The organism is Streptomyces sp. NPDC030820 (assembly GCF_055572075.1).
Map to the genome: position 1 here is coordinate 134880 of NZ_JBVIEB010000001.1, position 25359 is coordinate 160238.

At 69.8% G+C, this 25359-nt stretch carries 25 protein-coding genes and 1 tRNA gene; 12 read left to right on the forward strand and 14 right to left on the reverse strand.

Going from position 1 to position 25359, the window contains the following annotated elements:
- Positions 1 to 2: 2 nt before the first annotated feature.
- Entirely contained in the window at positions 3 to 779 is a 777-nt protein-coding gene (locus ACZ418_RS00595; protein ID WP_468356824.1) for an ABC transporter permease, read from the reverse strand.
- Between the two features lie 43 nt (positions 780 to 822).
- Complete coding sequence (locus tag ACZ418_RS00600) at positions 823 to 1623, reverse strand: ABC transporter permease (protein ID WP_468354727.1); 801 nt, start codon at positions 1621 to 1623, stop codon at positions 823 to 825.
- A 1577-nt stretch (positions 1624 to 3200) separates the two neighbouring features.
- Here ACZ418_RS00600 and ACZ418_RS00605 point away from each other — a divergent pair.
- The gene (locus ACZ418_RS00605) at positions 3201 to 5888 is read left to right on the forward strand and encodes a transglycosylase domain-containing protein (protein WP_468354730.1); all 2688 of its coding nucleotides are present in this window, start codon (positions 3201 to 3203) and stop codon (positions 5886 to 5888) included.
- A gap of 95 nt (positions 5889 to 5983) precedes the next feature.
- On the opposite strand, the gene ACZ418_RS00610 is transcribed toward ACZ418_RS00605, so the two are convergent.
- Both ACZ418_RS00610 and ACZ418_RS00615 read right to left on the reverse strand, forming a co-directional pair.
- Positions 5984 to 6343, reverse strand: a complete 360-nt coding sequence (locus tag ACZ418_RS00610; protein ID WP_031159553.1) for a GroES family chaperonin — start codon at positions 6341 to 6343, stop codon at positions 5984 to 5986.
- A 43-nt stretch (positions 6344 to 6386) separates the two neighbouring features.
- The gene (locus ACZ418_RS00615; RefSeq protein WP_468354733.1) at positions 6387 to 6716 is read right to left on the reverse strand and encodes a DUF3618 domain-containing protein; all 330 of its coding nucleotides are present in this window, start codon (positions 6714 to 6716) and stop codon (positions 6387 to 6389) included.
- 92 nt (positions 6717 to 6808) lie between these two features.
- Between ACZ418_RS00615 and bcp the strand changes: the two genes are divergently transcribed.
- The 4 genes from bcp (at position 6809) to ACZ418_RS00635 (ending at position 8860) form a co-directional block, all read left to right on the forward strand.
- On the forward strand, positions 6809 to 7276 hold the full coding sequence (gene bcp / locus ACZ418_RS00620; protein ID WP_468354736.1) for a thioredoxin-dependent thiol peroxidase: 468 nt from the start codon (positions 6809 to 6811) through the stop codon (positions 7274 to 7276).
- A 141-nt stretch (positions 7277 to 7417) separates the two neighbouring features.
- On the forward strand, positions 7418 to 8071 hold the full coding sequence (locus ACZ418_RS00625) for an HNH endonuclease signature motif containing protein (protein WP_468354738.1): 654 nt from the start codon (positions 7418 to 7420) through the stop codon (positions 8069 to 8071).
- On the forward strand, positions 8068 to 8760 hold the full coding sequence (locus ACZ418_RS00630; RefSeq protein WP_468354741.1) for an HNH endonuclease: 693 nt from the start codon (positions 8068 to 8070) through the stop codon (positions 8758 to 8760). Before ACZ418_RS00625 ends, ACZ418_RS00630 begins: the two co-directional genes overlap by 4 nt.
- Positions 8761 to 8775: 15 nt before the next feature.
- Positions 8776 to 8860 (forward strand) — tRNA-Leu (locus ACZ418_RS00635).
- A gap of 42 nt (positions 8861 to 8902) precedes the next feature.
- Here ACZ418_RS00635 and rdgB read toward each other — a convergent pair.
- Together rdgB and ACZ418_RS00645 are read right to left on the reverse strand one after the other, a co-directional pair.
- Entirely contained in the window at positions 8903 to 9505 is a 603-nt protein-coding gene (rdgB, locus tag ACZ418_RS00640) for an RdgB/HAM1 family non-canonical purine NTP pyrophosphatase (RefSeq protein ID WP_468354744.1), read from the reverse strand.
- A 37-nt stretch (positions 9506 to 9542) separates the two neighbouring features.
- Positions 9543 to 10877 carry an SGNH/GDSL hydrolase family protein gene (locus ACZ418_RS00645; RefSeq protein ID WP_468354747.1) on the reverse strand — a complete coding sequence of 445 codons (1335 nt, stop codon included), beginning with the start codon at positions 10875 to 10877 and terminating at the stop codon, positions 9543 to 9545.
- A 248-nt stretch (positions 10878 to 11125) separates the two neighbouring features.
- Here ACZ418_RS00645 and ACZ418_RS00650 point away from each other — a divergent pair, with 248 nt between their 5' ends.
- Both ACZ418_RS00650 and ACZ418_RS00655 read left to right on the forward strand, forming a co-directional pair.
- Positions 11126 to 12442 carry a DUF445 domain-containing protein gene (locus ACZ418_RS00650; protein ID WP_468354750.1) on the forward strand — a complete coding sequence of 439 codons (1317 nt, stop codon included), beginning with the start codon at positions 11126 to 11128 and terminating at the stop codon, positions 12440 to 12442.
- 73 nt (positions 12443 to 12515) lie between these two features.
- A complete protein-coding gene (locus ACZ418_RS00655; protein WP_468354753.1) occupies positions 12516 to 14072 on the forward strand; it encodes an MFS transporter in 1557 nt (518 codons plus the stop codon).
- A 13-nt stretch (positions 14073 to 14085) separates the two neighbouring features.
- Here ACZ418_RS00655 and ACZ418_RS00660 read toward each other — a convergent pair whose 3' ends face one another.
- Positions 14086 to 14529 carry a hypothetical protein gene (locus ACZ418_RS00660; RefSeq protein WP_468354756.1) on the reverse strand — a complete coding sequence of 148 codons (444 nt, stop codon included), beginning with the start codon at positions 14527 to 14529 and terminating at the stop codon, positions 14086 to 14088.
- Between the two features lie 154 nt (positions 14530 to 14683).
- Here ACZ418_RS00660 and ACZ418_RS00665 point away from each other — a divergent pair, with 154 nt between their 5' ends.
- A complete protein-coding gene (locus ACZ418_RS00665) occupies positions 14684 to 15646 on the forward strand; it encodes a GlxA family transcriptional regulator (protein WP_468354759.1) in 963 nt (320 codons plus the stop codon).
- A gap of 148 nt (positions 15647 to 15794) precedes the next feature.
- Here the strand turns inward: ACZ418_RS00665 and ACZ418_RS00670 are convergent, their stop codons facing one another.
- Positions 15795 to 17024 carry a serine hydrolase domain-containing protein gene (locus ACZ418_RS00670; RefSeq protein WP_468354762.1) on the reverse strand — a complete coding sequence of 410 codons (1230 nt, stop codon included), beginning with the start codon at positions 17022 to 17024 and terminating at the stop codon, positions 15795 to 15797.
- A 235-nt stretch (positions 17025 to 17259) separates the two neighbouring features.
- Here ACZ418_RS00670 and ACZ418_RS00675 point away from each other — a divergent pair, with 235 nt between their 5' ends.
- Positions 17260 to 18462: a helix-turn-helix domain-containing protein gene (locus ACZ418_RS00675; RefSeq protein WP_468354765.1), complete on the forward strand. Its 1203-nt coding sequence runs from the start codon at positions 17260 to 17262 to the stop codon at positions 18460 to 18462.
- A gap of 94 nt (positions 18463 to 18556) precedes the next feature.
- On the opposite strand, the gene ACZ418_RS00680 is transcribed toward ACZ418_RS00675, so the two are convergent.
- Complete coding sequence (locus ACZ418_RS00680) at positions 18557 to 18859, reverse strand: hypothetical protein (RefSeq protein WP_323374794.1); 303 nt, start codon at positions 18857 to 18859, stop codon at positions 18557 to 18559.
- A gap of 168 nt (positions 18860 to 19027) precedes the next feature.
- Between ACZ418_RS00680 and ACZ418_RS00685 the strand changes: the two genes are divergently transcribed.
- Both ACZ418_RS00685 and ACZ418_RS00690 read left to right on the forward strand, forming a co-directional pair.
- Positions 19028 to 19453 (forward strand): Hsp20/alpha crystallin family protein, encoded by a 426-nt coding sequence (locus ACZ418_RS00685; protein ID WP_468354768.1) that lies wholly within the window; start codon positions 19028 to 19030, stop codon positions 19451 to 19453.
- A 176-nt stretch (positions 19454 to 19629) separates the two neighbouring features.
- On the forward strand, positions 19630 to 20109 hold the full coding sequence (locus tag ACZ418_RS00690) for a DUF2267 domain-containing protein (RefSeq protein WP_468354771.1): 480 nt from the start codon (positions 19630 to 19632) through the stop codon (positions 20107 to 20109).
- Between the two features lie 154 nt (positions 20110 to 20263).
- On the opposite strand, the gene ACZ418_RS00695 is transcribed toward ACZ418_RS00690, so the two are convergent.
- The 4 genes from ACZ418_RS00695 to ACZ418_RS00710 all read right to left on the reverse strand — a co-directional run bounded on the left by ACZ418_RS00695 (position 20264) and on the right by ACZ418_RS00710 (position 22246).
- Positions 20264 to 20917 (reverse strand): methyltransferase domain-containing protein, encoded by a 654-nt coding sequence (locus tag ACZ418_RS00695; protein WP_468354774.1) that lies wholly within the window; start codon positions 20915 to 20917, stop codon positions 20264 to 20266.
- A 160-nt stretch (positions 20918 to 21077) separates the two neighbouring features.
- On the reverse strand, positions 21078 to 21236 hold the full coding sequence (locus ACZ418_RS00700) for a Scr1 family TA system antitoxin-like transcriptional regulator (protein ID WP_468354777.1): 159 nt from the start codon (positions 21234 to 21236) through the stop codon (positions 21078 to 21080).
- Between the two features lie 210 nt (positions 21237 to 21446).
- A complete protein-coding gene (locus ACZ418_RS00705) occupies positions 21447 to 21938 on the reverse strand; it encodes a hypothetical protein (RefSeq protein WP_468354780.1) in 492 nt (163 codons plus the stop codon).
- 83 nt (positions 21939 to 22021) lie between these two features.
- Positions 22022 to 22246 (reverse strand): DUF397 domain-containing protein, encoded by a 225-nt coding sequence (locus ACZ418_RS00710; protein ID WP_453312386.1) that lies wholly within the window; start codon positions 22244 to 22246, stop codon positions 22022 to 22024.
- A 1038-nt stretch (positions 22247 to 23284) separates the two neighbouring features.
- Here ACZ418_RS00710 and ACZ418_RS00715 point away from each other — a divergent pair.
- Positions 23285 to 24556 carry a transcriptional regulator gene (locus ACZ418_RS00715; RefSeq protein WP_468354783.1) on the forward strand — a complete coding sequence of 424 codons (1272 nt, stop codon included), beginning with the start codon at positions 23285 to 23287 and terminating at the stop codon, positions 24554 to 24556.
- Here ACZ418_RS00715 and ACZ418_RS00720 read toward each other — a convergent pair.
- A complete protein-coding gene (locus ACZ418_RS00720) occupies positions 24537 to 25199 on the reverse strand; it encodes an HAD family hydrolase (RefSeq protein ID WP_468354786.1) in 663 nt (220 codons plus the stop codon). The two genes, ACZ418_RS00715 and ACZ418_RS00720, sit on opposite strands and share 20 nt — an antisense overlap.
- Positions 25200 to 25359 lie beyond the last annotated feature (160 nt).

Sequence of the window (25359 nt, forward strand, 5' to 3'; positions counted from 1 at the left end):
TGCTAGCTCCCTGTACTCCGATACGAACGAAGTCCCGCCCGCCAGGCCAGCCCCGCCAGCGCGCAGCACCCCACCGCCACCAGCGGCGGAGCGAACGCCAGCCACTCGGGCAGCCCCAGCGGATACGGCCGCCCCAGCACATAGGTCGCGGGCAGCCAGTTGACGAAGGCCAGCGGCAGCACGAACGTCACCCCGCGCACCAGCTCCTTCGCGAACACCGTCGGCGGATACTGCAGCAGCGTCGTACCGCCGTAGGTGAAGGCGTTCTGCACCTCCGAGGCGTCCTGCGCCAGGAACTGGAAGGCCGACCCGGCCACGAACACCGCGCAGAAGATCCCGCAGCCGCTCACCACCATCACCGGCATCAGCAGCAGCTTCAGCGGCGTCCAGTCGATGTCCAGCCGGGCCACCGCCCAGGTCAGCACCAGCAGGCCCTGCACCACCCGGCCCAGCCTGCGCAGCGCGAACTGATCGGCCGCCACCTGGGCCAGCACCGGCGCCGGACGCACCAGCAGCGTGTCCAGCGTGCCGTCGCGCACCCGCCGCCCCAGCCGCTCCATCGACCCGATCACCAGGTCGGCAAGGCCGAAGGCCGCCCCGGACAGCCCGTACAGGAAGGCCACCTCGGGCAGCGACCAGCCGCCCAGCGCGTCCACCCGCGAGAACATCAGCATGATCCCGACGAAGTCGAGGAGGGTCGCCGAGAAGTTGCCGAACGTGGTCATCACGAACGAGGCGCGATAGGCCATCGTGGACCTGATCCACATCCCGGCGATCATCAGATACGCCCGCACCCCCTCCCGCACCCGGCCGGTGTCGATCTCATCCACCCTGGACCACCACCCTGCGCGTCGCCGCCGACTGCACCAGCCGCCCCCCACCCAGCAGGACCACCGCCCACGCCCCCTGGAACACATACGTGCCCAGCGGATCCGCATGCCCCAGCAGGATCTGCGCCGGCGCCTGCAACAGCGCGGACCACGGCAGCGCCCGTACGACCTCGCCGAGCGCCCCCGGGAAGATGTTCAGCGGCAGCAGCATGCCCGAGCAGAAGTAGCCGACCAGCCATGACATCTGCGTCACACCCGTGCCGTCCAGGAACCAGAACGTGCTGAGCGCCACCAGGTACCGGATGCCGAACCCGACGAGCATCGCCAGCAGCACGGCGACGAAGAAGGCGACCCAGGTGCCCACGTCGGGCGGCAGGTACACCGGGAAACACAGGGCACCGAAGACAAAGGGAACGACCCCCCGCCCCACCAACTGAAAAAACGCCCGGCCGAGGTCGGTGGCGAGCCACCACATCTGCAGATCGGCGGGCCGGTAGAGGTCGATCGCCACGTCCCCCGTACGGATGCGTTCCATCAACTCGTTCTCGACGCCACCGCCGCCGATCGCGAGCGTCGACAAGAACGCCTGCCCCAGCCACACATACGTCACGACCTGCGCCTGATCCCACCCGCCGAGGTGCGGCCGCTCGTCCCACAGCGCCCGATACGTATAGACGAGGATCAGCCCGAAGACGGTGTTGGTGAACACCCCTGCCGCAGTGGCGGCCCGATACGTCGCGTACCGTCTGAATCCCCCCGCCGCGACGGCCACGTACAACCGTCCCGCGCCCACGCCAGTCCACCTCCCGGGACCGCTCGACACCGAAGCGCAGGAGCCTAGTCCCGGAGCCCGGCGTCCGGCCACGCAATTTCGTGCCCGAAGCGTGCTGGAATCCGGGAACGGAACGCCAGGTGCGAGAGTCTTCAAACTGGGGGCGCAGAAGAGCGTACGAGGCGTACGGGAACGTACGACGCGAAACAGGAGTCCGTGCACGAATGAGCGACGAGCCGCAGCCGCAGCAGCCGAACGAAGGCATGCCGCCGAGAAAGCGGCCCGGGGAGCCCGAGCCCGAGCGGCCCGGAGCACAGGCACAGCCCGAGGGTGCCGGCCGACGGTCAGTGTCCGGCGAGACGCCGGGTACGGCACAGTCCGAGGGGGCCGGCCGACGGTCAGTGTCCGGCGGGACGCCGGGTACGGCGCAGTCCGAGGGGGCCGGCCGGCGGGCAGAGGCCCGGGAGACGCGGGGTTCGGCAGGTACGGCGGGTACGGCGGAGTCCGCGCGGGCCGAGACGGGTGGTACGGCCGACCGGGGCGCGCAGTCCCGGCAGGCTGACCGGGCTGGTCAGGCTGGGCAGGGTGGCACGGCTGGGCAGGGTGATCAGGTCCGGGAGACCGGGCTCGGCCGAACCGGTGACCGTACGGCCTCCCAGGGCCGCTCTACTCCGGGGGGCTCGTCGACTGCGGCGGGCTCGTCGTCTCCGGCGGACCGCTCGGCCCTGGACCGGACGGCCTCCATGGCCCGGGCCCGCCAGGCGGCCCGCGGCGGCCGGACGGAACAGCAGGGGGCGCCTGCGTCCAAGGGGGACACGGCGTCCGGTGGGGCTTCGGGCACTGGCGGGGGTTCGGCGCCCCGTGGAGGCTCGGCGACCGGTGAGGCCTCGGGTTCCGGTGGGGCTTCCGGCTCTGGTGGGGCTTTGGCTTTCGGCGGGCTTTCGGCGTCCGGTGGGGCTTCGGGCGCTGGCGGGGGTTCGGCGGCCCGTGGAGGCTTGGCGACCGGTGGAGGCTCGGCGTCCGGTGAGGCCTCGGGTTCCGGTGGGGCTTCCGGCTCTGGTGGGGCTTTGGCTTCCGGCGGGCTCTCGGCCTCCGGCGCGGGCTCGGCGGTGCGTGGAGGCTCGGCGTCCGGTGAGGCCTCGGGTTCCGGCAGGGGCTCGGGCTTCGGTGCGGGCTCGGTGGACCGGGGTGCCTCGGTGGCTCGTGGGGGCTCCGCGTCCGGCGCGGTCTCCCGTGGTGCTGATGGTTCGGGGGCTCGCGACGTCGCGGGCTCCGGTACGGGCGCGGCAGACCGGGGCGCGTCGGCGTCCGGCGGCGACTCGGCGGCTCGTGAGGGCCTGGCTTCGGATGGTTCGGCAGCTGGTGCCACCTCGGCGTCCGGTGCTTCCAGCGCGTCCCAGGCCGCAGGTGCCTCCAACGCTTCCCAAGGCTCAGCGGCCTCCGCCGTATCTCAAGGCTCAAACGCCTCGGACTCCAGCGCCACCGGCGCCTCCAGCGCATCCCAGGGCTCCCAGCGCCCCCGTACCGACTCCGGGAAGCCGCAGGTCCCGGCGGCGCGGGCCGGCTCCGAGCAGGGGCAGTCCGCCGAGAGCACGCAGGTGCTGCGGCGCGTCACGGCGCCTGCTGCCGGGGCGGCTCAGGGCTCCGGTGAGGCGCCCGCGCCCGAGACCACCCAGGTGCTCCGGCGGGTCAACGCACCCCGAGCGGCCGAGCCGGGCGACCCCGCCAGGACGGCGGCCGCCTCTCCGGCCGGCGAGCGTACGCCCCGGGCGACCGGACCGGACGCCGCCGGGCGCAACCCTCGTACGACCGGCCCCAACACCGCCCCCCGCGCCGCCCAGGCATCCCCCTCCGGCCCGGCGGGCGCCGCAGGCGCGGCCCGGGCAGCCACCCCCGGCACCAACACCCCCGCCCCCACCCCCGGCGACGGTCAGTCCGCCGGAGGCAACGGCAAGAAGCCCAAGCGGCCCAAGCGGACCGGGTGGCGGCGGATCATCCCCACCTGGCGCATGGTGCTCGGCACCTTCGTCATGGGCATCCTGCTGCTCGTGGGGCTCTTCTTCCTCGGCTACTCGCTCGTGAACATCCCCCCGGCCAACGCCCTCGCCACCAAGCAGGCCAACGTCTACCTCTACGCCGACGGCTCCCAGCTGGCCCGCGACGGCCAGATCAACCGGGAGAACGTCAGCCTCGCCCAGGTCTCCAAGGACGCCCAGCACGCCGTACTGGCCGCCGAGGACCGCGACTTCTACACCGAGTCGGCCATCGACCCCAAGGCGATGCTCCGCGCCGCCTGGAACACGGCGACCGGCAAGGGCAAGCAGTCCGGCTCGACGATCACCCAGCAGTACGTGAAGAACTACTACCTGGGCCAGGAGCAGACGGTCACCCGCAAGGCCAAGGAGTTCTTCATCTCGATCAAGCTGGACCGCAACAAGTCCAAGGACGAGATCCTCGAGGGCTACCTCAACACCAGCTACTTCGGCCGCAACGCCTACGGCATCCAGTCCGCCGCCCAGGCCTACTACGGCGTGGACGCCCAGAACCTCGACCCGGCCCGCGCCGCCTACCTCGCCGCGCTCGTCAACGCGCCCAGCGAGTACGACGTCGTCGCCCACCCCGAGAACAAGGCCGCGGCCGTCGCCCGCTGGAACTACGTCCTGGACGGCATGGTCAAGAAGGGCTGGCTCAGCCAGTCCAAGCGCGCCGGGATGAAGTTCCCGATGCCGAAGGAGCAGACCGTCTCCACGGGCATGTCCGGCCAGCGCGGCTATCTCGTCGAGGCGGTCAAGCACTACCTGACCACCAACAACATCCTCACCGACGACCAGCTCGCGACCGGCGGCTACCGCATCACCACCACCATCCAGAAGAACCGGCAGAACGCCTTCGTCAAGGCGGTCAACGACCAGCTGATCGCCAAGCTGGACAAGAAGAACAACAAGGTGGACAGGTACGTCCGCGCGGGCGGCGCCTCCGTCGACCCGAAGACCGGCAAGGTCGTCGCGATGTACGGCGGCATCGACTACGTGAAGCAGTACACCAACGGCGCGACCCGCGGTGACTTCCAGGTGGGCTCCACGTTCAAGCCGTTCGTGTTCACCTCCGCGGTGCAGAACGGCTCGACCACCCAGGACGGCCGCCCCATCACCCCGAACACCATGTACGACGGCACCAACGAACGCCCCGTGCAGGGCTGGAGCGGCGGCGCCTACGCCCCGCAGAACGAGGACCAGAAGTCGTACGGCCAGATCACCGTCACCAAGGCGACCGACCTGTCCGTGAACGCCGTCTACGCGCAGATGGCCGTCGACGTCGGCCCGTCCAAGGTCAAGCAGACCGCGATCGACCTCGGCATCCCCTCCGACACCCCGGACCTCCAGCCGTACCCGTCGATCGCCCTCGGCACCGCCACCGCCAGCGTGCTGGACATGGCGGAGAGCTACGCCACGCTCGCCAACCACGGCAAGCACGGCACGTACACGCTCGTCGAGAAGATCACCAAGGACGGCACGGACGAGGTCAAGCTGCCCGAGCAGTCGGTCAAGCAGGCCGTCACCCGCGAGGCCGCCGACACCACCACGTCCGTCCTGCAGAGCGTGGTCGACAACGGCACCGCCACCGCCGCACAGGCCGCGGGCCGCCCGGCGGCCGGCAAGACCGGTACCGCCGAGAACGACACCGCCGCCTGGTTCGCCGGTTACACCCCCGACCTGGCCACGGTGGTCTCGGTCATGGGCCAGGACCCGGTGACGGCCAAGCACATGCCCCTGTACGGCGCCCTCGGCCAGGCCCGTATCAACGGTGGCGGCGCACCGACCCAGATCTGGGCCCAGTACACGGCGGACGCGCTGAAGAACACGTCGGCCTCCGCCTTCGACCTCCATCTGGAGCAGGGCGCCGACCAGCCGCAGCCGCCCATCGCCACCGGCTCGGCCCAGCCGGGCACGACCGGTGACCAGAACAACGGCGGCACCACCGGCACCCCGCCGGGCGGCGGTGCGACCACCAGCCCGACCGGCAGCGGCACCGTCGGCACCCCGACCAACGGCGGTACGACCACCACCGGCGGCACCGGCACCACCGGTGGCACCACCACGGGCGGCACCAACACCACCGGCGGAGACACCACGGGCGGCGGCACGACCAACGGCGGCAACACGACGGGCGGTGGCACGACCGACGGAGGGACCACCGGAGGCGGCACGACCACCGGCGGCGGAACCGATGGCGGCGGTACGACAGGCACGACCGTCGGCACCGGAGGCGGGGACCCCGCCGTCTGACGCGTGCCCGCGCACCATGCCGACGACGTGCGAAAGGGGCCGGTGACACTGCTCACCGGCCCCTTGCCCGTCCGCGCTGCGGGACTACTGCGGGACTACAGATACAGACCCGTGGAGTCCTCCGACCCCTCGAAACGGTCCGCGGCCACGGCGTGCAGATCACGCTCGCGCATGAGCACGTACGCCACACCCCGCACCTCGACCTCGGCGCGGTCCTCCGGATCGAACAGGACCCGGTCACCCGGCTCCACGGTCCGTACGTTCTGCCCGACCGCGACGACCTCGGCCCAGGCCAGCCGCCGCCCGACCGCCGCGGTGGCGGGAATCAGAATGCCGCCCCCGGACCGCCGCTCGCCCTCACCGGTCTCCTGCTTGACCAGAACCCGGTCGTGCAGCATCCGGATGGGCAGCTTGTCGTGATGGGGGGTGCTGTGCTGGTTTCTGTTGGCGCTCACGCCTCGAACCTACCTGCCTTCGCCTTGCTCGTCCGAGCCCGGGTCAGCGCTTGCGCCGCTTGCGGCCCACGGCGAGCAGCCCCACGACACCGACGGCGAGCAGCGCGACCGGCACGACCCGCGCCGCCCGCAGCCCGCCCTCGTCATCGACGAACTGCGCCCGCACCTCGCTGACCACCCGGTTGACCTGGACATAAGCCCGCCCGACCGTGTGATCGAGATTGGCGGCGACCTTGGCCTTGGCATCCCCGATGATCGTCTGCGGATGCACCCGCACCCCGATCTCGTCGAGCGTCTCGGCCAGCACTTCGCGGCGGCGCTTGATGTCCGCCTCGATCTGCGCCGGGGTTCTGGTGTCCGACGTGTCCGCCACCGTACGGCCTCCGAAGTCTGTGATGCTGTCCCGGACAGTCTGTCAGCTTCTCCTCCCGGCGCACCGCAAGGCCCCCCGGTTACGCTGGTCCGATGAGCGAGCGACTCCAGCCGGGGGACGTGGCCCCCGCCTTCACCCTCCCCGACGCCGACGGCAACGAGGTCTCCCTGTCCGCCCACAAGGGCCGCAAGGTCATCGTCTACTTCTACCCGGCCGCCCTGACCCCCGGCTGCACCAAGCAGGCCTGCGACTTCACCGACAACCTGGACGTCCTGGCCTCTGCCGGCTACGACGTGCTCGGCATCAGCCCCGACACCCCGGAGAAGCTGGCGAAGTTCCGCGAGAAGGAGTCCCTGAAGGTCACGCTCCTGGCCGACCCCGACAAGCAGGTCACCGAGGCCTACGGCGCCTACGGCGAGAAGAAGAACTACGGCAAGACCTACATGGGCGTCATCCGCTCCACGATCGTGGTGGACGAGGAGGGCAAGGTCGAAAAGGCCCTCTACAACGTCCGGGCCACCGGCCACGTGGCCAAGATCATCAAGGATCTGGGGATCTGAGGACGTCTGCCCCCACTGCTGGCGGCCCGCACCGGGACATTCCGGTGCGGGCCGCTTTCCCGTTTCCGTGCGTGACTGTCCGATAACCAGTTCGTTACTCCGTACGGGCAGCGAACGCACGCCCGGAACGGAGGGGGCTCGATGAGGGCCAGCGCGTACACCAAGGAGCGGCTGGAAGAAGCGGCTCGCGGGGCGCGGACGTTGTCGGAGGCGCTGGAGAGGTTGGGGGTGGATCCGAGGAGTTCGACGCGGCGGTATGTCTGGGAGCGGATGAAGAAACACTGCGTGGACGTCTCCCACTTCGAGCGGGAGGGGGTGAAGTGGACGAGGGAGGTGCTTGAGCGGGCCGTGGCCGCCTCCACGAACATGTGCGAGGTGCTGCGCCGGCTCGGCCTGGAGGTCGTGGGCGGCCATCACACGCACATCAGCCGCAAGATCAAGGCGTACGGAATCGACACCTCGCACTTCCAGTTGCCGACGCGGCGAGGGAAACCCTGGCGCGCCCGAACACCGGAGGCCCTGCTCGTCGAGCAACCGGTCGGCCAGGCCCGGCGCATTCCGAACGACAGGCTCAAGTGGGCGATGACGGCCGTAGGCGTGCCGGAGCGCTGTGCTCGCTGTGGTACAGAGCCGGAGTGGCGGGGCCGTCCGCTCCCGCTGGAGGTCGATCACATCGACGGCAACTGGCGTAGCAACCGCATCGAGAACCTCCGCTTCCTGTGCCCCAACTGCCACTCGACCACGGACAATTACCGAGGGCGCGGCAAGGGCCGTTCTCGGGGCGGCGCCCTATGAGCAGCGGCGTGCAGTACACGCGTGAGCGGTTGGCCGAGGCCGCCGAGCAGTGCGCGAGCCCGGACGAGGTCATCGCCTTCTTCGGCACCAGCCCGGACGGCAAGGTGCGTCGCTACCTCGTGCGGCGATTCGCCCACTTCGGGATCGACATCTCGCACTTCTCCGACTCTGGTAAGCCAAGCCGCCCCGCTCCCGAGGAATTGCGCCAAGCGGTCGGCGAGTCGATCTCCATCGCAGAGACGCTGCGCCGCCTTGGGCGCCCCGACACCGGCACGCAGCGCGCGCTGCTGCGTGAGTGGATCGCCGAAGAGGGCATCTCGACCGCGCACTTCCTGGGGCAGGCGCACCAACGAGGCAAGACCCACACGGACCGCATCAGGCGCCCCGAGGACATCCTGGTCAAACACCACGGCCGACGCCGGACGCGTACCCACCTGCTGCGCCGCGCGCTCTACCAGGTGGGTGTACCGGAGGAGTGCGCCGAGTGCGGCGTCGGGCCGGAGTGGTTCGGACAGTCGATGACGCTGGAGATCGACCACATCAACGGCGACTGGAGCGACGACCGGCGCGAGAATCTGCGGCTGCTGTGCCCCAACTGCCACGCGACGACCAGCACCTGGTGCCGAGGGGGCGCACGGCGAAAGGCGCAGCCCCGTACACTGGGCGAGGCAAAACGGCCTACCAAGTAAATAGTCCGTTTTGAGGCGGTCGTGGCGAAATAGGCGATACGCGCGGGTTTTAGGTGCCCGTGGGAGAAATCCCGTGTGGGTTCGAGTCCCACCGACCGCACACGTGAGGGGCCGTCGGTTCAGGGCGGCCCCTCTTCCGCTCTCAGCCCAGGAGCTCCCGCACCACCGGCACCAGTGCCCGGAACGCCTTCCCCCGGTGGCTGATCGCGTTCTTCTCCTCCGGGCTCAGCTCGGCGCAGGTTCGGGTCTCGCCCTCCGGCTGGAGGATCGGGTCGTAGCCGAAGCCGTTCGTGCCGGCGGGCGCGTGCCGGAGCACGCCCCTCAGGCGGCCCTCGACCACCCGCTCCCGGCCGTCCGGCAGGGCAAGCGCCGCCGCGCAGGCGAAGTGGGCGCCCCGGTGCTCGTCCGCGATGTCGGCCAGCTGGGCCAGCAGGAGGTCCAGGTTGGCCCTGTCGTCGCCGTGGCGGCCGGCCCAGCGGGCGGAGAAGATGCCGGGGGCGCCGTTCAGGACGTCGACGCAGAGGCCGGAGTCGTCGGCGACCGCGGGGAGGCCGGTGGCCTGGGCGAGGGCGTGGGCCTTGAGGAGGGCGTTCTCGGCGAAGGTGACGCCGGTTTCCTTGACGTCGGGGATGTCGGGGTAGGCGTCGGCGCCGATCAGGTCGTGCCGGAGTCCGGCCTCGGCGAGGATCGCCCTCAGCTCGGTGATCTTTCCGGCGTTGCGGGTGGCGAGGATCAAGCGGGTCATGCCAGCCAGTATCCCGTCCGTGTTCCTCGCCCCGTACCTACAGTTCCGCCTGCCCCGCGCCTTTGAGCGTGTTCAGGTCGAAGACCTTGGCCATCCTGCTGAAGCCCAGGTCGCTGGGGTGGAGGTGGTCGCCGGAGTCGTAGTCGGGGCGCAGGCGCCGGGGGTCGTACGGGTCGCGGAGCGCCTTGTCGAAGTCGACCACGGCGTCGTACACCCGGCCGGACCGGATCTCGGCGTTGACCCGCTGCCGTACCGCCTCGCGGGCCGCCGTCCAGCCGCGGTGGCCCTGGAAGGGCATCAGTGTGGCGCCGACGACCTTCAGTCCGCGGGCGTGGGCCTCGCGGACCAGGGTGCGCAGGCCGGTGAGGATCTTGTCCGGGTCGGCGAGTCGCGGGTTGCGGAGGATGTCGTTGACGCCGAGGTCGATGACGACGACCTTGACGTCCGGGTGCGAGAGCGCGTCGCGGGCGAAGCGGCCGAGGCCGCTCTGGTTCTCGGCCGGCCGGCCGAGTCCGTCGGCGAGGACCTGGTTGCCGCTGATGCCCTCGTTCACGACGCTGTAGCGGGGCACCTGCCGGCCGCCTTCCAGCGCGGTGCGCAGCCGGCCGGCGAGGAGGTCGGGCCAGCGGTGGTTGGCGCCGATGGTGGAGGTGATGCCGTCGGTGATGGAGTCGCCGAAGACGACGACGGTGCCGTCGGCCTCGTTGCTCAGGACGTCCAGGGCCGTCAAGTAGCGCCAGTAGGACGTCTGTTGGGTGTACGGGGTGCCGGTCGCGTCCTCGGTGGCGTCGCCGGTGGCGACGTAGGAGATCTGCCGGGCGTGCGGGTGGTAGGTGACCGGGCCGGCGGGGGTGGGGGAGTAGGTGGTGACCAGGACGTCGCTGTCGTGCGGGACGGTGAGGCGTACGGCGTCGCTGGCGATCTGTTCGCCTGCGGGTATGACCACGCTGGTGGCGCCGTCGAAGGTGAGGCGGCGCATGGAGTCCGGGTCGGCCGCGGCGGTGCCGTCGCCGGCGGACAGCGCGATGGAGGCGTGGGTGATGGTCAGCGGCTCGTGGCCGTAGAGGTTGGAGAGCGTGATCCGGGCGCTCGTACCGCCGGTGCTGGTGTGGACGACGTTGCGCACGGAGCGGCCCGCGAGGCCGTCGGTCTCGGTGCCGGGCTCGCCGCCCACCGGGGAGGCGGACCAGGCGCCGACCCAGATGCCGGTGGAGGCGGGGGCGACGGAGGAGCCGTGGTGGGGGCGGTCGTCGACGAGGGCGCCGCGTGAGGTGCCGTCGTCGGCCGCCACGGTGAGGTAGATGGCGGCGGACACGGCCAGGACGAGGGCGACGAGCGCGCTCAATACCGCATAACCACGACGTCTGGTCACGCTTGTGTTGTTCTCCTCGGGGATGGGAGCCCGAGGCTCCGATCTTGATGAGCCCATGATGCGTCATGGGCCGGGGAGAGCTGTCAGGGCCCTGCCCAAACCCCCTTTCTGACAGACGCCGGGAACTCTTGTTCCGTTCCGGGAGTCGGTCAGGAAGGGACAATTGTGTGCGGGATCACCGGACGGGACCGCTGGACCGGATCATCGGACGGGATCAGCGAGCGGGCCGAGCTGAACGGGTGGAGCTGATGGAATCGACCGAGACGGAAGCGGCGCCGGCGCAGGGTGTGTCGTACAAGTCCATGACTGTCTTCACCCCGGCCGACGAGGAGCGCCGGCGCGGGGTGCGGCGCATGAAGCTCACGGCGACGAGCATGCTGCTGGTCGTGGCGGTGGTCTACGTCCTGGCCAAGCTCGCCTCGCACGAGGGTGCCGGGCCCTGGGCGGCCTATGTCGCGGCGGCCGCCGAGGCCGGCATGGTGGGCGCGCTCGCGGACTGGTTCGCAGTGACCGCGCTGTTCCGGCACCCGCTGGGGCTGCCCATCCCGCACACCGCGATCATCCCGAACAAGAAGGATCAGCTGGGCGTCTCGCTCGGGGAGTTCGTCGGCGAGAACTTCCTGTCCCAGGACGTCGTACGGCAGCGGCTGCGCGCGGTCGGCATCGGCAGCCGGCTGGGGGCGTGGCTGGCCGAGCCGGAGCACGCGGACCGGGTGACGGCGGAGCTGGCCACGGCGCTGCGCGGTGCACTGACCGTGCTGCGGGACAGGGATGTGCAGGTGGTCGTGAGCGAGGCGATCACCCGGCGGGCCAACACCCAGGAGGTCGCGCCGGGCATCGGCAAGATGCTGGAGGGGATCGTCGCCGACGGCGGGCACCGGCGGGCGGTGGACCTGGTGGTGGCCAGAGCGCACGACTGGCTGGTGCTGCACCGGGGTGACGTGATGGTGGCCGTGGAGGGCGGAGCGCCCGGCTGGACCCCGCGGTTCGTGGACCGGAAGGTCGGCGAGCGGGTCTACAAGGAGCTGCTGCGGTTCGTCACCGAGATGCGGGACATGCCCTCCCACCCGGCGCGTGGCGCGCTGGACCGTTTCCTCACCGACTTCGCCTCCGATCTGCAGTCGGACACGGACACCCGGGCGCGGGTGGAGCGGCTGAAGGGTGAGGTGCTGGGCCGGGGAGAGGTGCAGGATCTGATCGCGTCCGCGTGGACGGCCGTACGGGCCATGATGGTGGCGGCGGCCGAGGACGAGCGGAGCGAGCTGCGGCTGCGGGTGCGGTCCGCGCTGTTGTCGCTGGGTGCGCGGATGGCGACCGAGCCAAAGGTGCAGGGGAAGGTCGACAGCTGGGTCGAGGGTGCGGCGGTGCATGTGGTGACGACGTACCGCAGGGAGATCACCTCGCTGATCACGGATACCGTGGCGAGCTGGGACGCCGAGCACACCACCCGGAAGATCGAGGCGCACATCGGCCGTGACCTGCAGTTCATCCGGATCAATGGCACGGTGGTGGGATCGCTGGCGGGACTGTTGATCTATACGGTGACGCGGACGCTGGGCGCCTGAATCCGCGGTACGCGGGCACCCGTCCTGCCGTCTCCCGTATGTAGGGGGACGTCCTTCGGCGAGGAGGGAGCCCATGGCCGCAGCGCGGACGCCGGCACCGCAGACCGGCGGGCCCGGCGGGACGGGCCGGACCGTCATCACCGACCTTCCCGCCCGGCTGGACCGTCTGCCCTGGTCCCGCTGGCACTGGACGATCGTGATCGGCCTGGGGACGGTCTGGGTCCTGGACGGCCTGGAGGTCACGGTCGTCGGCAACATCGCCGGCCGGCTGGCCGAACCGGGCAGCGGGGTGTCGATCACGGCGGGGCAGATCACCGGCACGGCCGCTGCGCTGTATGTGGCCGGCGCCTGTTCGGGCGCCCTCTTCTGGGGCCGGCTGACCGATCGCCACGGCCGCAAGAAGCTCTTCATGATCACCTTGGCGGTGTACCTGGCGGCGACGGCGCTGACCGCCGTCTCCTGGGAGGCCTGGTGGTTCTTCCTGTTCCGCTTTCTGACCGGCTTCGGCATCGGCGGTGAGTACGCGGCGATCAACTCGGCGATCGACGAGCTGATCCCGGCCGTCCACCGCGGCCGGGTCGACCTGATCATCAACGGCAGCTTCTGGCTGGGCGCGGTGGGCGGCGCGCTGCTGTCGATCGTGGCGCTCGACACGGATCTGCTGGCCAGGAACGTCGGCTGGCGGCTGACCTTCGCCCTGGGGGCGGTCCTGGCGCTGGTGATCCTGCTGGTACGGCGGCACGTCCCGGAGAGCCCGCGCTGGCTGCTGATCCACGGCAGGGACCGGGAGGCGGAGGAGATCGTCTCCGGTATCGAGCGCCGGGTGGAGCGGGAGAAGGGCGTGACGCTGCCCGAGCCGCGGGGCGAGCTGGAGATCCACCAGCGCAGGAGCGTGACGTTCCGGGAGATCGCCCGCACGGTCTTCGCTCACTACCGCAGGCGCGCGGTCCTCGGCTTCTCCCTGTTCATCGGCCAGGCGTTCCTGTACAACGCGATCACCTTCGGCTTCGGCGCGATCCTGACCAGGTTCTTCGACGTGCCCTCCGGCCACACCGGTTACTACTTCGCGGTGATCGCGGTCGGCAACTTCTGCGGCCCGCTGCTGCTGGGCAGGCTGTTCGACACGGTGGGCCGCCGGGTGATGATCTCCTCGACCTATCTGCTGTCGGGTCTGCTCCTGTTCGGCACGGCGTGGCTGTTCGACCGGGGCGTGCTGAACGCGGGCACGTTGACGGCCTGCTGGTGCGCGGTGCTGTTCTTCGCCTCGGCGGGCGCCTCCAGCGCGTATCTGACGGTCTCGGAGGTCTTCCCGATGGAGACGCGGGCGATGTCCATCGCGTTCTTCTACGCTCTCGGCACGGCGGTCGGCGGCATCAGCGGCCCGCTGCTGTTCGCCGACCTCACCGGCACGGGAAAGGTCGGCGACACGGTCCTGGCCTTCTCGATCGGCGCGGCCCTGATGTGCGCGGCGGGCCTGGTCGCGGCCTTCCTGGCGGTGCGGGCGGAGCGCCGCTCCCTGGAGGACATCGCCCGGCCGCTGACGGCGGTGGCGAGCCGGACCAGGGCGGCGACGCGGGGTGCGCCTGGTGTGGGGGGTGCGCAGGGGCCGTCGGCGCCGAGTACGCCGTAGGGCGCCTGTGCCGTCAGGCCCCCGTCGTGGAGCCGGGCCGCACGATCATCAGGACGGTCACGGTGGCCCACAGCAGGTTGAACATGCCGGTGGACATGGCGAGCCGCGCGGGGTTCGTGCCCCGGCCCTCGACCACCGCGCCCTGGGCGGGCAGCACCAGCGCGACGAGGACGACGGCGGCGAGGGCGGTCAGCGCGATCGACACGATGAGCCAGGCGCTCCCGAGCACGCCCATCTCGCTCGCGGTGGCGAACCCGAAGACCGGGACGACGACGCCGACGAGGGCGTAGACCCGGCAGATGTGGTGCAGCAGGTGCAGCGTGCCGCCGGCACCGGGATCGCCGGGCGCGGTGAGAGCCCGGCGCGCGACGGGCGGGAACATGCTGGCGGCGACGGTCACGGGGCCGACGGCGACGATGGCGGCCAGGACGTGGACGGCGAGGAGGAACTTGGTCACGCGGTGACGGTAGGCGGCGGACGGATCTTGCAGAAGTGGCGGGAGTGCCAGGCTTCAACGGATTCCCGCCAGGGGGGGGAGACAGGCGGTTTGCGCGGTTGCGGCACTGATGGGCGCCATCGGCCGCAATCCGTCGTAGGCCTAGGATCCTGCCATGCATACCGTGGCCGTACTGGCGCTGGACGGCGTCATCCCCTTCGACCTCTCCGCTCCCGTCGACACCTTCGGCTGGGCTCGGCTGCCCGACGGCCGGGTGCCGTACCGGGTGCGGGTGTGCTCGGTGCGGGGGGAGGTGAGCGCGGGGGCCTTCATGGTGCGGGCGCCGTACGGCTTGGAGGCGCTGGCGGAGGCGGACACGATCATCCTGCCGGGCGTGGCGGAAGTGCCGCAGGAGCTACCGCCGGGAGTGCCGGAGGCCCTTCGCGCGGCGGCGGCGAACGGCACCCGGATCGCCTCGATCTGCGTGGGCGCGTTCCTGTTCGCGGCGACGGGCCTGCTGGACGGCCTGCGCGCGACGACCCACTGGTGCGCGGCGGGGGACCTGGCGGCGCGGTACCCGAAGGTGACGGTGGACCCGAACGTCCTGTACGTCGACAACGGCCAGTTCCTGACGTCGGCGGGCGCGGCGGCGGCGCTGGACATGTGCCTGCACATGATCCGCAGGGACTTCGGCTCCGCGGTCGCCGCGCACGCGGCACGCATGTCGGTGATGCCGCTGGAACGGGAGGGCGGTCAGTCCCAGTTCATCGTCCACGACCTCCCCCCGGCACCGTCGGGTGCCACCCTGGAACCGCTCCTCCACTGGCTGGAGGACCACTGCGACCGCGACATGACGGTGGACGAGATCGCGGCCCGGGCGGGGATGAGCACCCGCACCCTCAACCGCCGCTTCCGTGAGCAGACCGGCACGACACCGCTGCAGTGGCTGCACCGGGCCCGGGTACGCCGTGCCCAGTACCTCCTGGAGACGACGCCGTACCCGGTGGAGCGCATCGCCGCCCAGACGGGCTTCGGCTCGCCGACGGCTTTCCGGGAACGCTTCCGGAGGGTGGTGGGGACGAGCCCGCAGGCGTATCGGAGGGCGTTCCGGCGAGGTGAGGTCATTCCGGCGGAGTGACGAAGGGTTTTCGAGGTCGACCGGAGTGCCGGGCGGGGCGTGGGGCGCGGCCGGCGGCCCGGACGACGCGGCCCCTCCCGTCGGACGACAGGCGGGGCCACGGGGACGTCGGGTGGTCGGTCGGTATCAGTCGGGTGGTCGGTCGGTGTCAGTCGTCGATGGCCTGGTAGAGCGTGGTCCAGAAGTCGTGCATGAGCAGCACCGAATCCGGGACGGATGCTCCGACCTGGGTGAGCAGGATGCCGGTGAGCTGGTTGTCGGGGTCGGCGTAGGTCGAGGTGCCGCTTCCGCCGTCCCAGCCGAACTGGCCGACGGGCGCGTAGTCACCGCGGTAGGTGCGCACCGCCATGCCGAAGCCCCAGCCGCCGTGCTGCCCCTGGCCGAAGGACACGTGGACGTTGTCGCGGGCCATGGCGTTGCGGGCGGCGTTCTGCTCGGGTGTGAGGCGGTTGGTGGTCATCAGCCGGACGGCGGGCCGGGACAGGATCCGTCGGCCCTCGTGCAGGCCGCCGTTCAGCAGCATCCGGAAGTAGGCGTGGTAGTCGTCGGCGGTGGACACCAGACCGCCGCCGCCGCTCTGGAACGCCGGAGGCGCACTCCAGCGTCCCCCCTTGGCCTCGTCCCACACGATGAACTCGCCGGTCTGCGGGTCGGGGGCGTAGAGGGTCGGCAGCCGGTCGATGTCGTCGGCGGGCACGTGGAAACCGGTGTCCTTCATGCCCAGGGGTTCGAAGATGCGCTCACGCAGGAAGCTCTCGAAGGACTGGCCGGTGACCCTGGAGACGAGTACGCCGACCAGGTCGTTGCTGATCTGGTACTGCCAGCGTTCCCCTGGCTGGTACATCAGCGGCAGCGTGCCCAGGCGGCGCATCCACTCGTCCTGCTCGGGCATCGGCTCCGGCAGATTGGGCGTGAGCCCCTGCTCGAAGACCGCGTTCATGATCGGAGTGCCCAGCGAGGTCATATCCATGCCAAGCCCGAACGTGGAGGCCAGCACGTCCCGTACGGTGATCGGCCGCCGCGCCGGCACGGTGTCGTCCAGCGGGCCGTCGATCCGCTTCAGCACCTGCCGGTCGGCGAGTTCCGGCAGCCACGGCTCCACCAGGTCGTCGAGCCGCAGCCGGCACTCGTCGAGCAGGACCATCGCCGCGGCCATCGTGACCGGTTTGGACGTCGAGGCCATCCGGAAGATCGTGTCCCGGCGCATCGGCGCGCCACCGTCGTGGTGCATCGTGCCGAGCGCTTCGACGTGCGTCTCGTCTCCCCGGCTGAACAGGGCGACGAGCCCGGGAATCCTCCCGGATTCGACATGCCGCGTCAGTACGTCGTGCAGCCGGCGCAGTCCTGCTTCGGCGAAGCCGCGGTTGTTCTGTCCCATCACGAATCTCCTTGTGTACGGCGTGTACGGCGTTTGGCGACGACAGGAACGCTACGGCGCTTGCCATGAGGTTGGCAAGTAGTTGCCATAAGCGATTGCCAAGTCGGCTTGAATCGCTCAAGAGGAGCGGCTGCCCTAGGGCAAACAATTGCCAGCGTGTGGGCAAGCGGGTTAGGATCGGGGTGAAGGGATCAGCCGGACGTCGTACGACGTCGCCACCCGCGGGAGTTCAGACATGCTGGAGCAGCCGGTTTTCGGCCGCCGACTCAGGCAACTGAGGACCGAGCGGGGCCTGACCCTCGCCGCCCTCGCGGGCGAAGGCATGTCGGCCGGCTATCTGTCCCGGCTCGAGTCCGGCGCGCGGCAGCCCACCGAGCGGGCCGTGGCACATCTGGCCGCCCAGCTGGGCATCAGCCCGGCCGAGCTGGCGGAGTCCACGGCCACGTCACTGGTGCAGAGCCTGACGTTGGCCACCGGCCTGGGCCAGGACGAAGCCGGCGAGACGCTCGCCGAGGCGCTGAAGGCGTCGGGCGGCGAGGATCCGCTCCTTCGCTGGCAGGCGCTGTGGCAGGTCGCCGAGTGGCGCCGCCGGCGCTGGGAGTTCGCCGAACAGCGGGAGAGCCTCGACGAGCTGGTCGCGCTCAGCGACGACATCGGACTGCCCGAGCTGCGGGCCCGGGCCCTGGCCGAGCTGGCCCGCTGCATGCGCAGCACCGGCCAGATCGACGACGCGGTCTCCACCTCGACGCGCGCCTACGAGCTGGCGAAGAGCGAAGACCTTCCCGACCGGGTGCTGACGTCCACGCTGCTGGCCCTGGTGTCGGCCCTCGCCGAGGCCGGGCGGCTTCCCGATGCCGCGCGACACTGCGATGAGCTGCTCGCCCTGGTCGAGGGACAGTCCGGAGTGCGCTGGGCCGAGGCCCTGTGGACCATGGCCAACATCCGCACCCGCCAGGGTGATCTCGATGCTGCCGCAGAGCTGATGGACCGGGCCATCCGCGGGTTCAGCGGCCGGGACGACCTCACGGTGTGGATGGGCCTGCGCATCAGCGCGGCCCGGCTCGATCTCATGCGGAAACCGCCGAAGACCCAGGACGCGCAGCGCCACGTCGAGGAAGTCCAGGCGTGCATGCCGTTCGCGGGTACGCCCGCCATGGAGCAGCAACTGCTGGCCCTGCGCGCCCGCGTGGCTGTCGCCGAAGACCGCCCCGCCGAAGCGCGCACGCTGCTCACCCAGCTCGAGGACTTCAACGACCTGACCCCCTATCAGGAACGGATCAGGCTCGACGTACTGCGCAACCGGGTGCTGCTCATGGAGGGCGACCGCGAGAAGGCCATCACCGGCCTGCGCGACCTCGCCGAGCAGGCCCAGTCAAGCGGCAACATGGACCTCGCCGCGGAGATCTGGCGGCTGGTCGCCGAATCGCTGACGCAGTGAGGGGACGCGAGCTCACGAACCCCTGACCGCCGCTTCGCCGCTGAGATCGGACGTGCCCGGCAGGTAGTGGGCGCCGAAGTGCCGGCGCCCCGGGTCAGCCCCGGCGGTCGGCGACGGCCCAGGAGGCGAGGGCGACGGCGCCGGCGACACCGAGGACCGACGGCCAGGCGCCGACCTTCTTGGCAAGCGGGTGCGATCCGGCGAACGCGGCGACGTAAGCGGCGGTGAGCGCACCCGCAGCCTTCCCGCCGGCCTGCGCACGCCACTGCTGGGCGGCAGCCACCCCGGCGACGGCCAGCACGGCTCCGCCCAGCTGCCGCTTCTTGGTCCAACGGGCCACGCCGTACCCACCGACAAGCCCGGTGGCGGCTACGACTGCACTGGGAACCCTGGCCACGACTGCCTCCTCTTTCTCCACTTTTGCGTTGTCTCTGCGGCCGAGGCTAACGCGCAGGTCAGCCGACCCGCCCAACCTGAGTCGAGGCTTGTCAACTTTCCCTCTTGGAGTTATATAAGAAGCCGGAGGGCATCGCATCCCAGTCCCTGTAGAGAGGAGTGACCTGTGATGCTCATGCGCACGGACCCCTTCCGTGAAATCGATCGCCTCACGCAGCAGCTCTTCGGAGAGGCCACGCGCCCGGCCGCGATGCCGATGGACGCCTACCGCTCGGGTGACGAGTTCCTGGTCCACTTCGATCTGCCGGGCATCGACCCGGAGACGATCGAGCTGGATGTCGAGCGCAACGTCCTCAACGTCCGCGCCGAGCGCCGCAGCCCGGCCCCCGAGGACGCGGAGATGCTGGTCGCCGAGCGCCCCAAGGGCACCTTCACCCGCCAGCTGTTCCTCGGCGACACCCTCGACACGGACCGCATCGACGCGTCGTACGAGGCCGGCGTCCTGACCCTGCGCATCCCGGTGGCCGAAGCGGCCAAGCCACGCCGCATCCAGATCACGGGCGGCGACGCCGGCCGCAAGCAGATCAGCGGCTGACCGCCCGCCCGGCGGGCGGCTGACGGCACAGGGCGTCCCGGGTCACGAGCGGGACCCGGGACGCCGACCTGCCCGCGCACCACCGCGAGCGCGCCCGAACTCCCGCTCATGTTCCCGCATCACGGGGCACCGGCCCTGCCCGTGCCCCGACGTGTCCCGGAGGAGGAGCCAGCACGATGACCGTGACGACCCCGCAGCCGAGAACAACGATCCCCACCCCGTCCGCCCCGGCGGCCCGTGACGGTGACACCGACACCAGGCGCTGGCACGAACTGACGGAACGGGTGCGCGAGGCGGGTCAGTACACCACGAGGGCTGAGGCGGAACGCGTGACCCGCATAGTCCTCTCGGCCCTGGGCGGCCACGTGACCGGCGACGAACGCGTCGCCCTGGCTCAGTCCCTCCCCCGGGAAGCGGCCCGAGTGATCGCCTCCCAGATCCCCGCGACCCACCCCCTGACGGCAAGGAAGTTCGTGGAGTCGGTGGCAACGCGCATCGAGGGCGCAACCCCCGCGACGGCCCGCTGGGACGTCAGCTCGGTCCTCAGCGTCCTGGCGAACTGGATGGGCGACCCCCTGACCACCCGCCTCCTCACCCAACTCCCCCCGGGCTACGCCCTCCTCTTCGGCCGAGCGGACCTGGCCCCGACGGCGTAACGCAGCAGGCACCGGGCGCCGCGCACCACTGCGGCGCCTGCAGGTAGAACCCGAGCGACACATGGACAAGACATGGCGTCGCGTTGGACTCTTCCCCGGGCTCTGCTGGTCCGCGTCCCTCACAGGCGCGATCTAGGAGGGACCATTTTCACTGCTACTTCCTGGCGACCAGCGACTTGGGAAGGCCGGCGAATCGCTCGAACCAGAGCTGGGACTGAGGGAAGTAGGACCGCATCTCGGTTGCGGACAGTAGTTCGACCTCTTCGACGTCTTGGGTGGCTTGTGGTCGGTTGGCGCGCGGGATGTGTCCGTAGGGCCAATGTTGTGAGACGGCGACGCGGGCACGGAAGGGAAGCCACTGCATCCCGGGGAAGAGCCAGTGGGGCTCGACGGGGAAGTATCGGTACGGCGTCTGGATCCAGTGGTGATCTGCGCAGGAGTGGACAGTTTCGGCGAATTGCTGTCGTTGGCGGTGGCCGCCCACGTGCTCCATGAGGGAGTTGGAATAGACAAGGTCGAACCGTTCGCCTGCCAGGTGACCTGATGCGGGGAGAGTACAGGCGTCCGCGACGAGAGAGGTGACGTCGGGTTCCGTGTGGTGCGCGGTGCTGGGGTCGAGATTGACGGTCACCACGTGAGCGGGGCGGACTGGTGAGAGACGCCAGGCGTGTGGAGTGCCCCCGAGGTCGAGTACGCGCATGTCGGCCAGGTCGGGGAAGTAGCGCAGTAGTTCTACCCATCGCCGTGTGCGGGCGCGGTGGGCGAGGGAACCGGGCTTGGTCGGGTCGGCAATGACGGTGATGCTCATGCTGGCTCCTGGCTGGGTGGTCAACGGGCGGTGCGGCGTTCGTCGCGGGTGGCCTGGAGACGGAAGGACTCGCTGCCGGCGACCGTGATCAACAAGCACAGCGTGAGCGGCCAAACGGCCCAAGAGCGCCATTACTCCGCCCGTGGCATGCCACACACCATCAGACAGCGTGGCTCCCGGACTCCCCGCCCTGCTGGCTCTCATTCACCATCTGCTCACGCATGACCTCCGGCCCCCCGACATTGGTGTACAGGGCTTGCTCGCCGAGGATCACGTCGTAGTGATGCTCCCCGTCGTACAGAACCTGCTGCCGCTCCATGCGTTTTGGCAATGCCCTCCGCCACGTCGTCCAGCACGCCGAGAAAATCGACGACCTGACGAAGGATCACGTGCGCGTAGGCCTCCGTCTGGAGCGTGTCCCAGATCATGTTGGGCACATACGCCTTGACATGCCGCGTCTGCCGGTACCAGCGGATCACTTCGTCCTGTGTGTCTTCCGTGCCGGTGGACAGCCGCTCCTGCCAGGGAATCAACTTCGCCCCGTTGTCTCTCCCCGGTCAAAGGGGCACGTCAGTTCGGACTTCGAACGGTTCGGAGAACACGTCACCACCGCGAGCGACAGGTACGAAGGTCGCTCAAGGTAGAACCCCAGCGACACGTCGCACCCGGAAATCAGGTTCGCAGCAGTGGAGTTGACCAGCAAAGCGAGATCGATGAAGCTCCGCGCACGTTCGGAGGCAAACCGCGGCACGAACTCGGCCACGCGCGCCCCCACCCAGGCGGCAGCGTCCTTCGGCTCATCCCAGGTGCCGCGCACCAAAGAACCTGGTTTGACGAGCCAGTTCGCCGTCTCCAAGGGAGGAAGATCCACGGTCGGGAACGCCGCCGCCACCTCGCGATAGCGCTCGATCAGCTCAGGCCTGCTCCCGGCCGGTGGCGGCTCGGGATACGGAGGCCGCCGGAGAGCCTCCTGGTCGAAGCGCTCTTTCGCCCCGACCCACACATAGCCGTGGTAGTGCACCGGACGTTCCTGTCGGGTGTCGAAGAACGAGAGGGACCGGTCCCGACCTTCGTACGGGAGCCGGAACCGGTCAGAGGACGGGATCAGACGGACAGCCCGAACCGCGCCGGATCGATCCCGGCCACGGCCAGCTCCTCCGTGGTGAACCGCAACGGCTCCACATCCGGCCGCTTGCTGTCACCCAGCGCCCAGGCATCGTCGCCGATCCGGGCCAGGGTCACGCACCCCTCGGTGCAGGGCCCTCCACAGGCCTTCACGAAGGAAGCCCCGCTGATGTCGAGCCCATACAGCTTGTTTCCGTCCAGCATCACTGCACCTTCCTGCTCAACTGATCGCGGCCATGACTGACCGCCGCCGCCCTCGAGGGCGGGAGTTCATGGGGGGAGGCAGATGTCTCAGCGCCCGGAGCCCCTACCGCGCCCGCCACACCGTCGGCACCGACACGGCGGCCACTCGGAAGTGATCAGGGGCGGAAGGTCATCCGTGGCGAATACCGCACGCTCGGGTCCCCAGCTGTTCCCGGAGTCCTGTGACACGCGGATGGTCATGAGCGGGCGGTTGGCAAGGAGCCGGAGACGGACCGCCTCAGCTTCAGAGTCAGCGGGCATCGCCATGTCCTCAGCTACCTACTCACCTTTGTGTTTCGTACCTGTGAGGGACCAGGTTTTGGCACATGAGGTGGCCAGCCGGGAGCGCCCCAACTCCACGAGAGCGATGATCGATCGGGGCGCGCACAGGTCGCCCTCGAAGCGCGGAGGAATAACCCAGTAGGTGCCCGGTGGCTGTTGTTGGTCGAGTCGAGGTACTCCGAGGTAGGTGCCCTCGCCTAGACACGTGGCGATGTCGTCATACGCCCAGACCAGACCAGTGTGCGCCTGGATCAAGGCGTAGTACGTTCCGCCCAGAGCGCGGCGGTCGTAGATGATCGAGCCCCCCAGCGACAAACCAAGTGCGGGCGCCACATGGTCGGGGTCACCCGAACCTACAGCGGCGTGCACTACGTCTGCGGGCATGCGTACGGCAGCGAACCGAACGCCCAGGGGCAGTAACGCGACGCCTTGAGTCGCCCACTCCGTTTGCGCCTGTTCGGGTCTCGGATGAGTACGGGCGAGCCATTCGCCAACCGCCCTGTCCAAGGCCTCTTGCGTATCCAATGGACCATCCCAGTGCTGAGTCCCGGTCGAGTACGTGCCTAAGCGTCCGATAACTCAATGACGCAATCCAGGACTTAAGGAGGTCTCAGATAGGACACCAACAGGGCCTTCATCGACTCTTGTGGGGGAAACTGCGCCCAATAGAGGACGGAGTGTGGGAGTGTTGAAGGAGCCGCAGCAGGAGGTGACCGCGTGCCCAGGCCCACCGGTAACGTTCGACTCAAGGCCGCTCGAGTAGCCGCCGGCTTCAACTCCCAGCAAGACTTGGCAGAGGCGCTGACCCGGCACGCCCAGGGTATGGGCCTTCGAGGGCTGTCGATCGGGGTACGACAGGTTCGCCGCTGGGAGTCGGACAGTCCGCCCTGGCCACAACCGGACTGCCAGAGGGTGCTCGTTCACCTGCTGGGCCAAAGCATGGAGGCACTTGGATTCATGCCTCCGTGGGGCTCGAACGGCTCGCAGCGCACGGAGCCCACGCGGCGCGCCGCCGTTGGCGGGGGCGCGGCCGCTGTGGCATCCCTGCCTCGCCGAGCCGCCGCAGCGCCGCAGCCCTCAACGGCCGGCGCCGACTTTCAGGCGGTCACTCGGTCTCACCGCAGGCTCTACTGGTCCGTCGCCCCGCCCCAACTCCACCCCGCTGTCGTCGCTCACGCGAGACTGGGGTGCGCGTTGCTTCCCGACACCTCGGACTCGACGCGTCGAACGGCTGCGGCCGCGCTGGCGGAGACCTACCTCCTGGCGGGTCGGATCGAATTCTTCGACCTCCGCGAACCAAGTGCTGCCAACGCCACCCTGCTTCTGGCCCTGCAAGCCGCAGGCGAGGCCGACGATCCGCTGCTCGGCTCAGCAATCCTCGCGCACATGGCGTTCATCCCCGGCTGGGTGGCGGACCGTGACGGAACTCAGGAGCGGATGACAGCGGCTCGCACCTACGCCCGGCGGGCCTCGGCATCATCCGAATTCCTTGCCTGGCTTGACGCGGTGGAGGCCGAATGCGAAACCAGGTGCGGCAATACGCGCACCGCTCTGCACCTCATCGGACACGCTGAGGACGCCCTGGCGGCTGGCAACGAACACGCCTCGCCGGAATGGATGGACTGGTTCTCCCCGGCCCGCTTGGCCGCCTTCAAGGGAAACACGCAGATGATCGCGGGCCACCTCCCGCAGGCCCGCGAGAGTCTGCTTCAGGCCCTGGCCGCGATGACACCGGCCGAGGACAAACAGCGCTCGGTGATCTATGGCGACTTGGCAGCGGTGGAAGCGGCCTCACGTGAACCGGAGCAGGCCTGCGAGTACGCGGGTAAGGCTTTGGATCAATTGGCCGTCACCTGGTACGCCACCGGCATGGACCGAGTACGTGAGGTCCGCCGCGCGCTGGCGCCCTACCAGCACGAGCGCTGTGTACGTGACCTCGACGACAGGCTGTACGACTGGTCGACGACGCTCAGCGCCCTGAGTGGTTGAACTTGCCGAGCACCTCTGGCAGTTCCAGCAGGCTCTCTACCCGGAAGGTAGGCACCTCTCTGGCCTCCTGGGAGTGCCACTGAATTGTGGCCCAAGGCCCGCGATGCACGAGCGCCGTATGCATGCCTGCCTCACGCGCCGGGCGGATGTCATTGTCGCAGCGATCCCCGACATAAAGGATCTCGCCGACGTCGAATGGCACGGCCGCGGCAACCCGCTTGAAGAACTCAAGATCAGGTTTGCTGGCTCCCCAGTCGTCCGAGGTACCGATCAGATCCACATTGTCTGAGAACAGCTCGCGCAAGATGCGTCCTGCCCGGACAGTCTGGTTCCCAGCGATGCCAAGCCACACTCCGTCAGCCCGGAGCCGCGCGAGGGCGGGGCGGACATCGGCGTACAGATCCTCTTCCCCGAAGGTCTCCGGCTGCCCTGCGGCGGCCCGTTTCTCCCGCTCCCCGTAGAGGTCGAACCCAGGTTGGAACTCCTGGAAGACCTCCCGGTAGTCCCGTCCCTGAGCGATCACCGCCCCGAACATGGCGTGGAACGTGTGCCGAGGCACCTCCAGCCAGTCGGCCCAGGTCCCGTACTCCCGGGTCTCGTCTACCAGGCACTCACCTACGTCGAAGACGACTGCGCGAATCATGGGGGCAGCGTACCGATGCGCCTCAAGCGGTGATGGGCAGATCTGTTCCATGAGGAGGTGACAGGCCTGCAGGTCGGTCGGGTTGAGGAGGGTCGATGGGTGGAACGAATCTGCCAATGACCACCTCCCAAGGCCAGCGACCAGAGGGAGTGGCCAGATT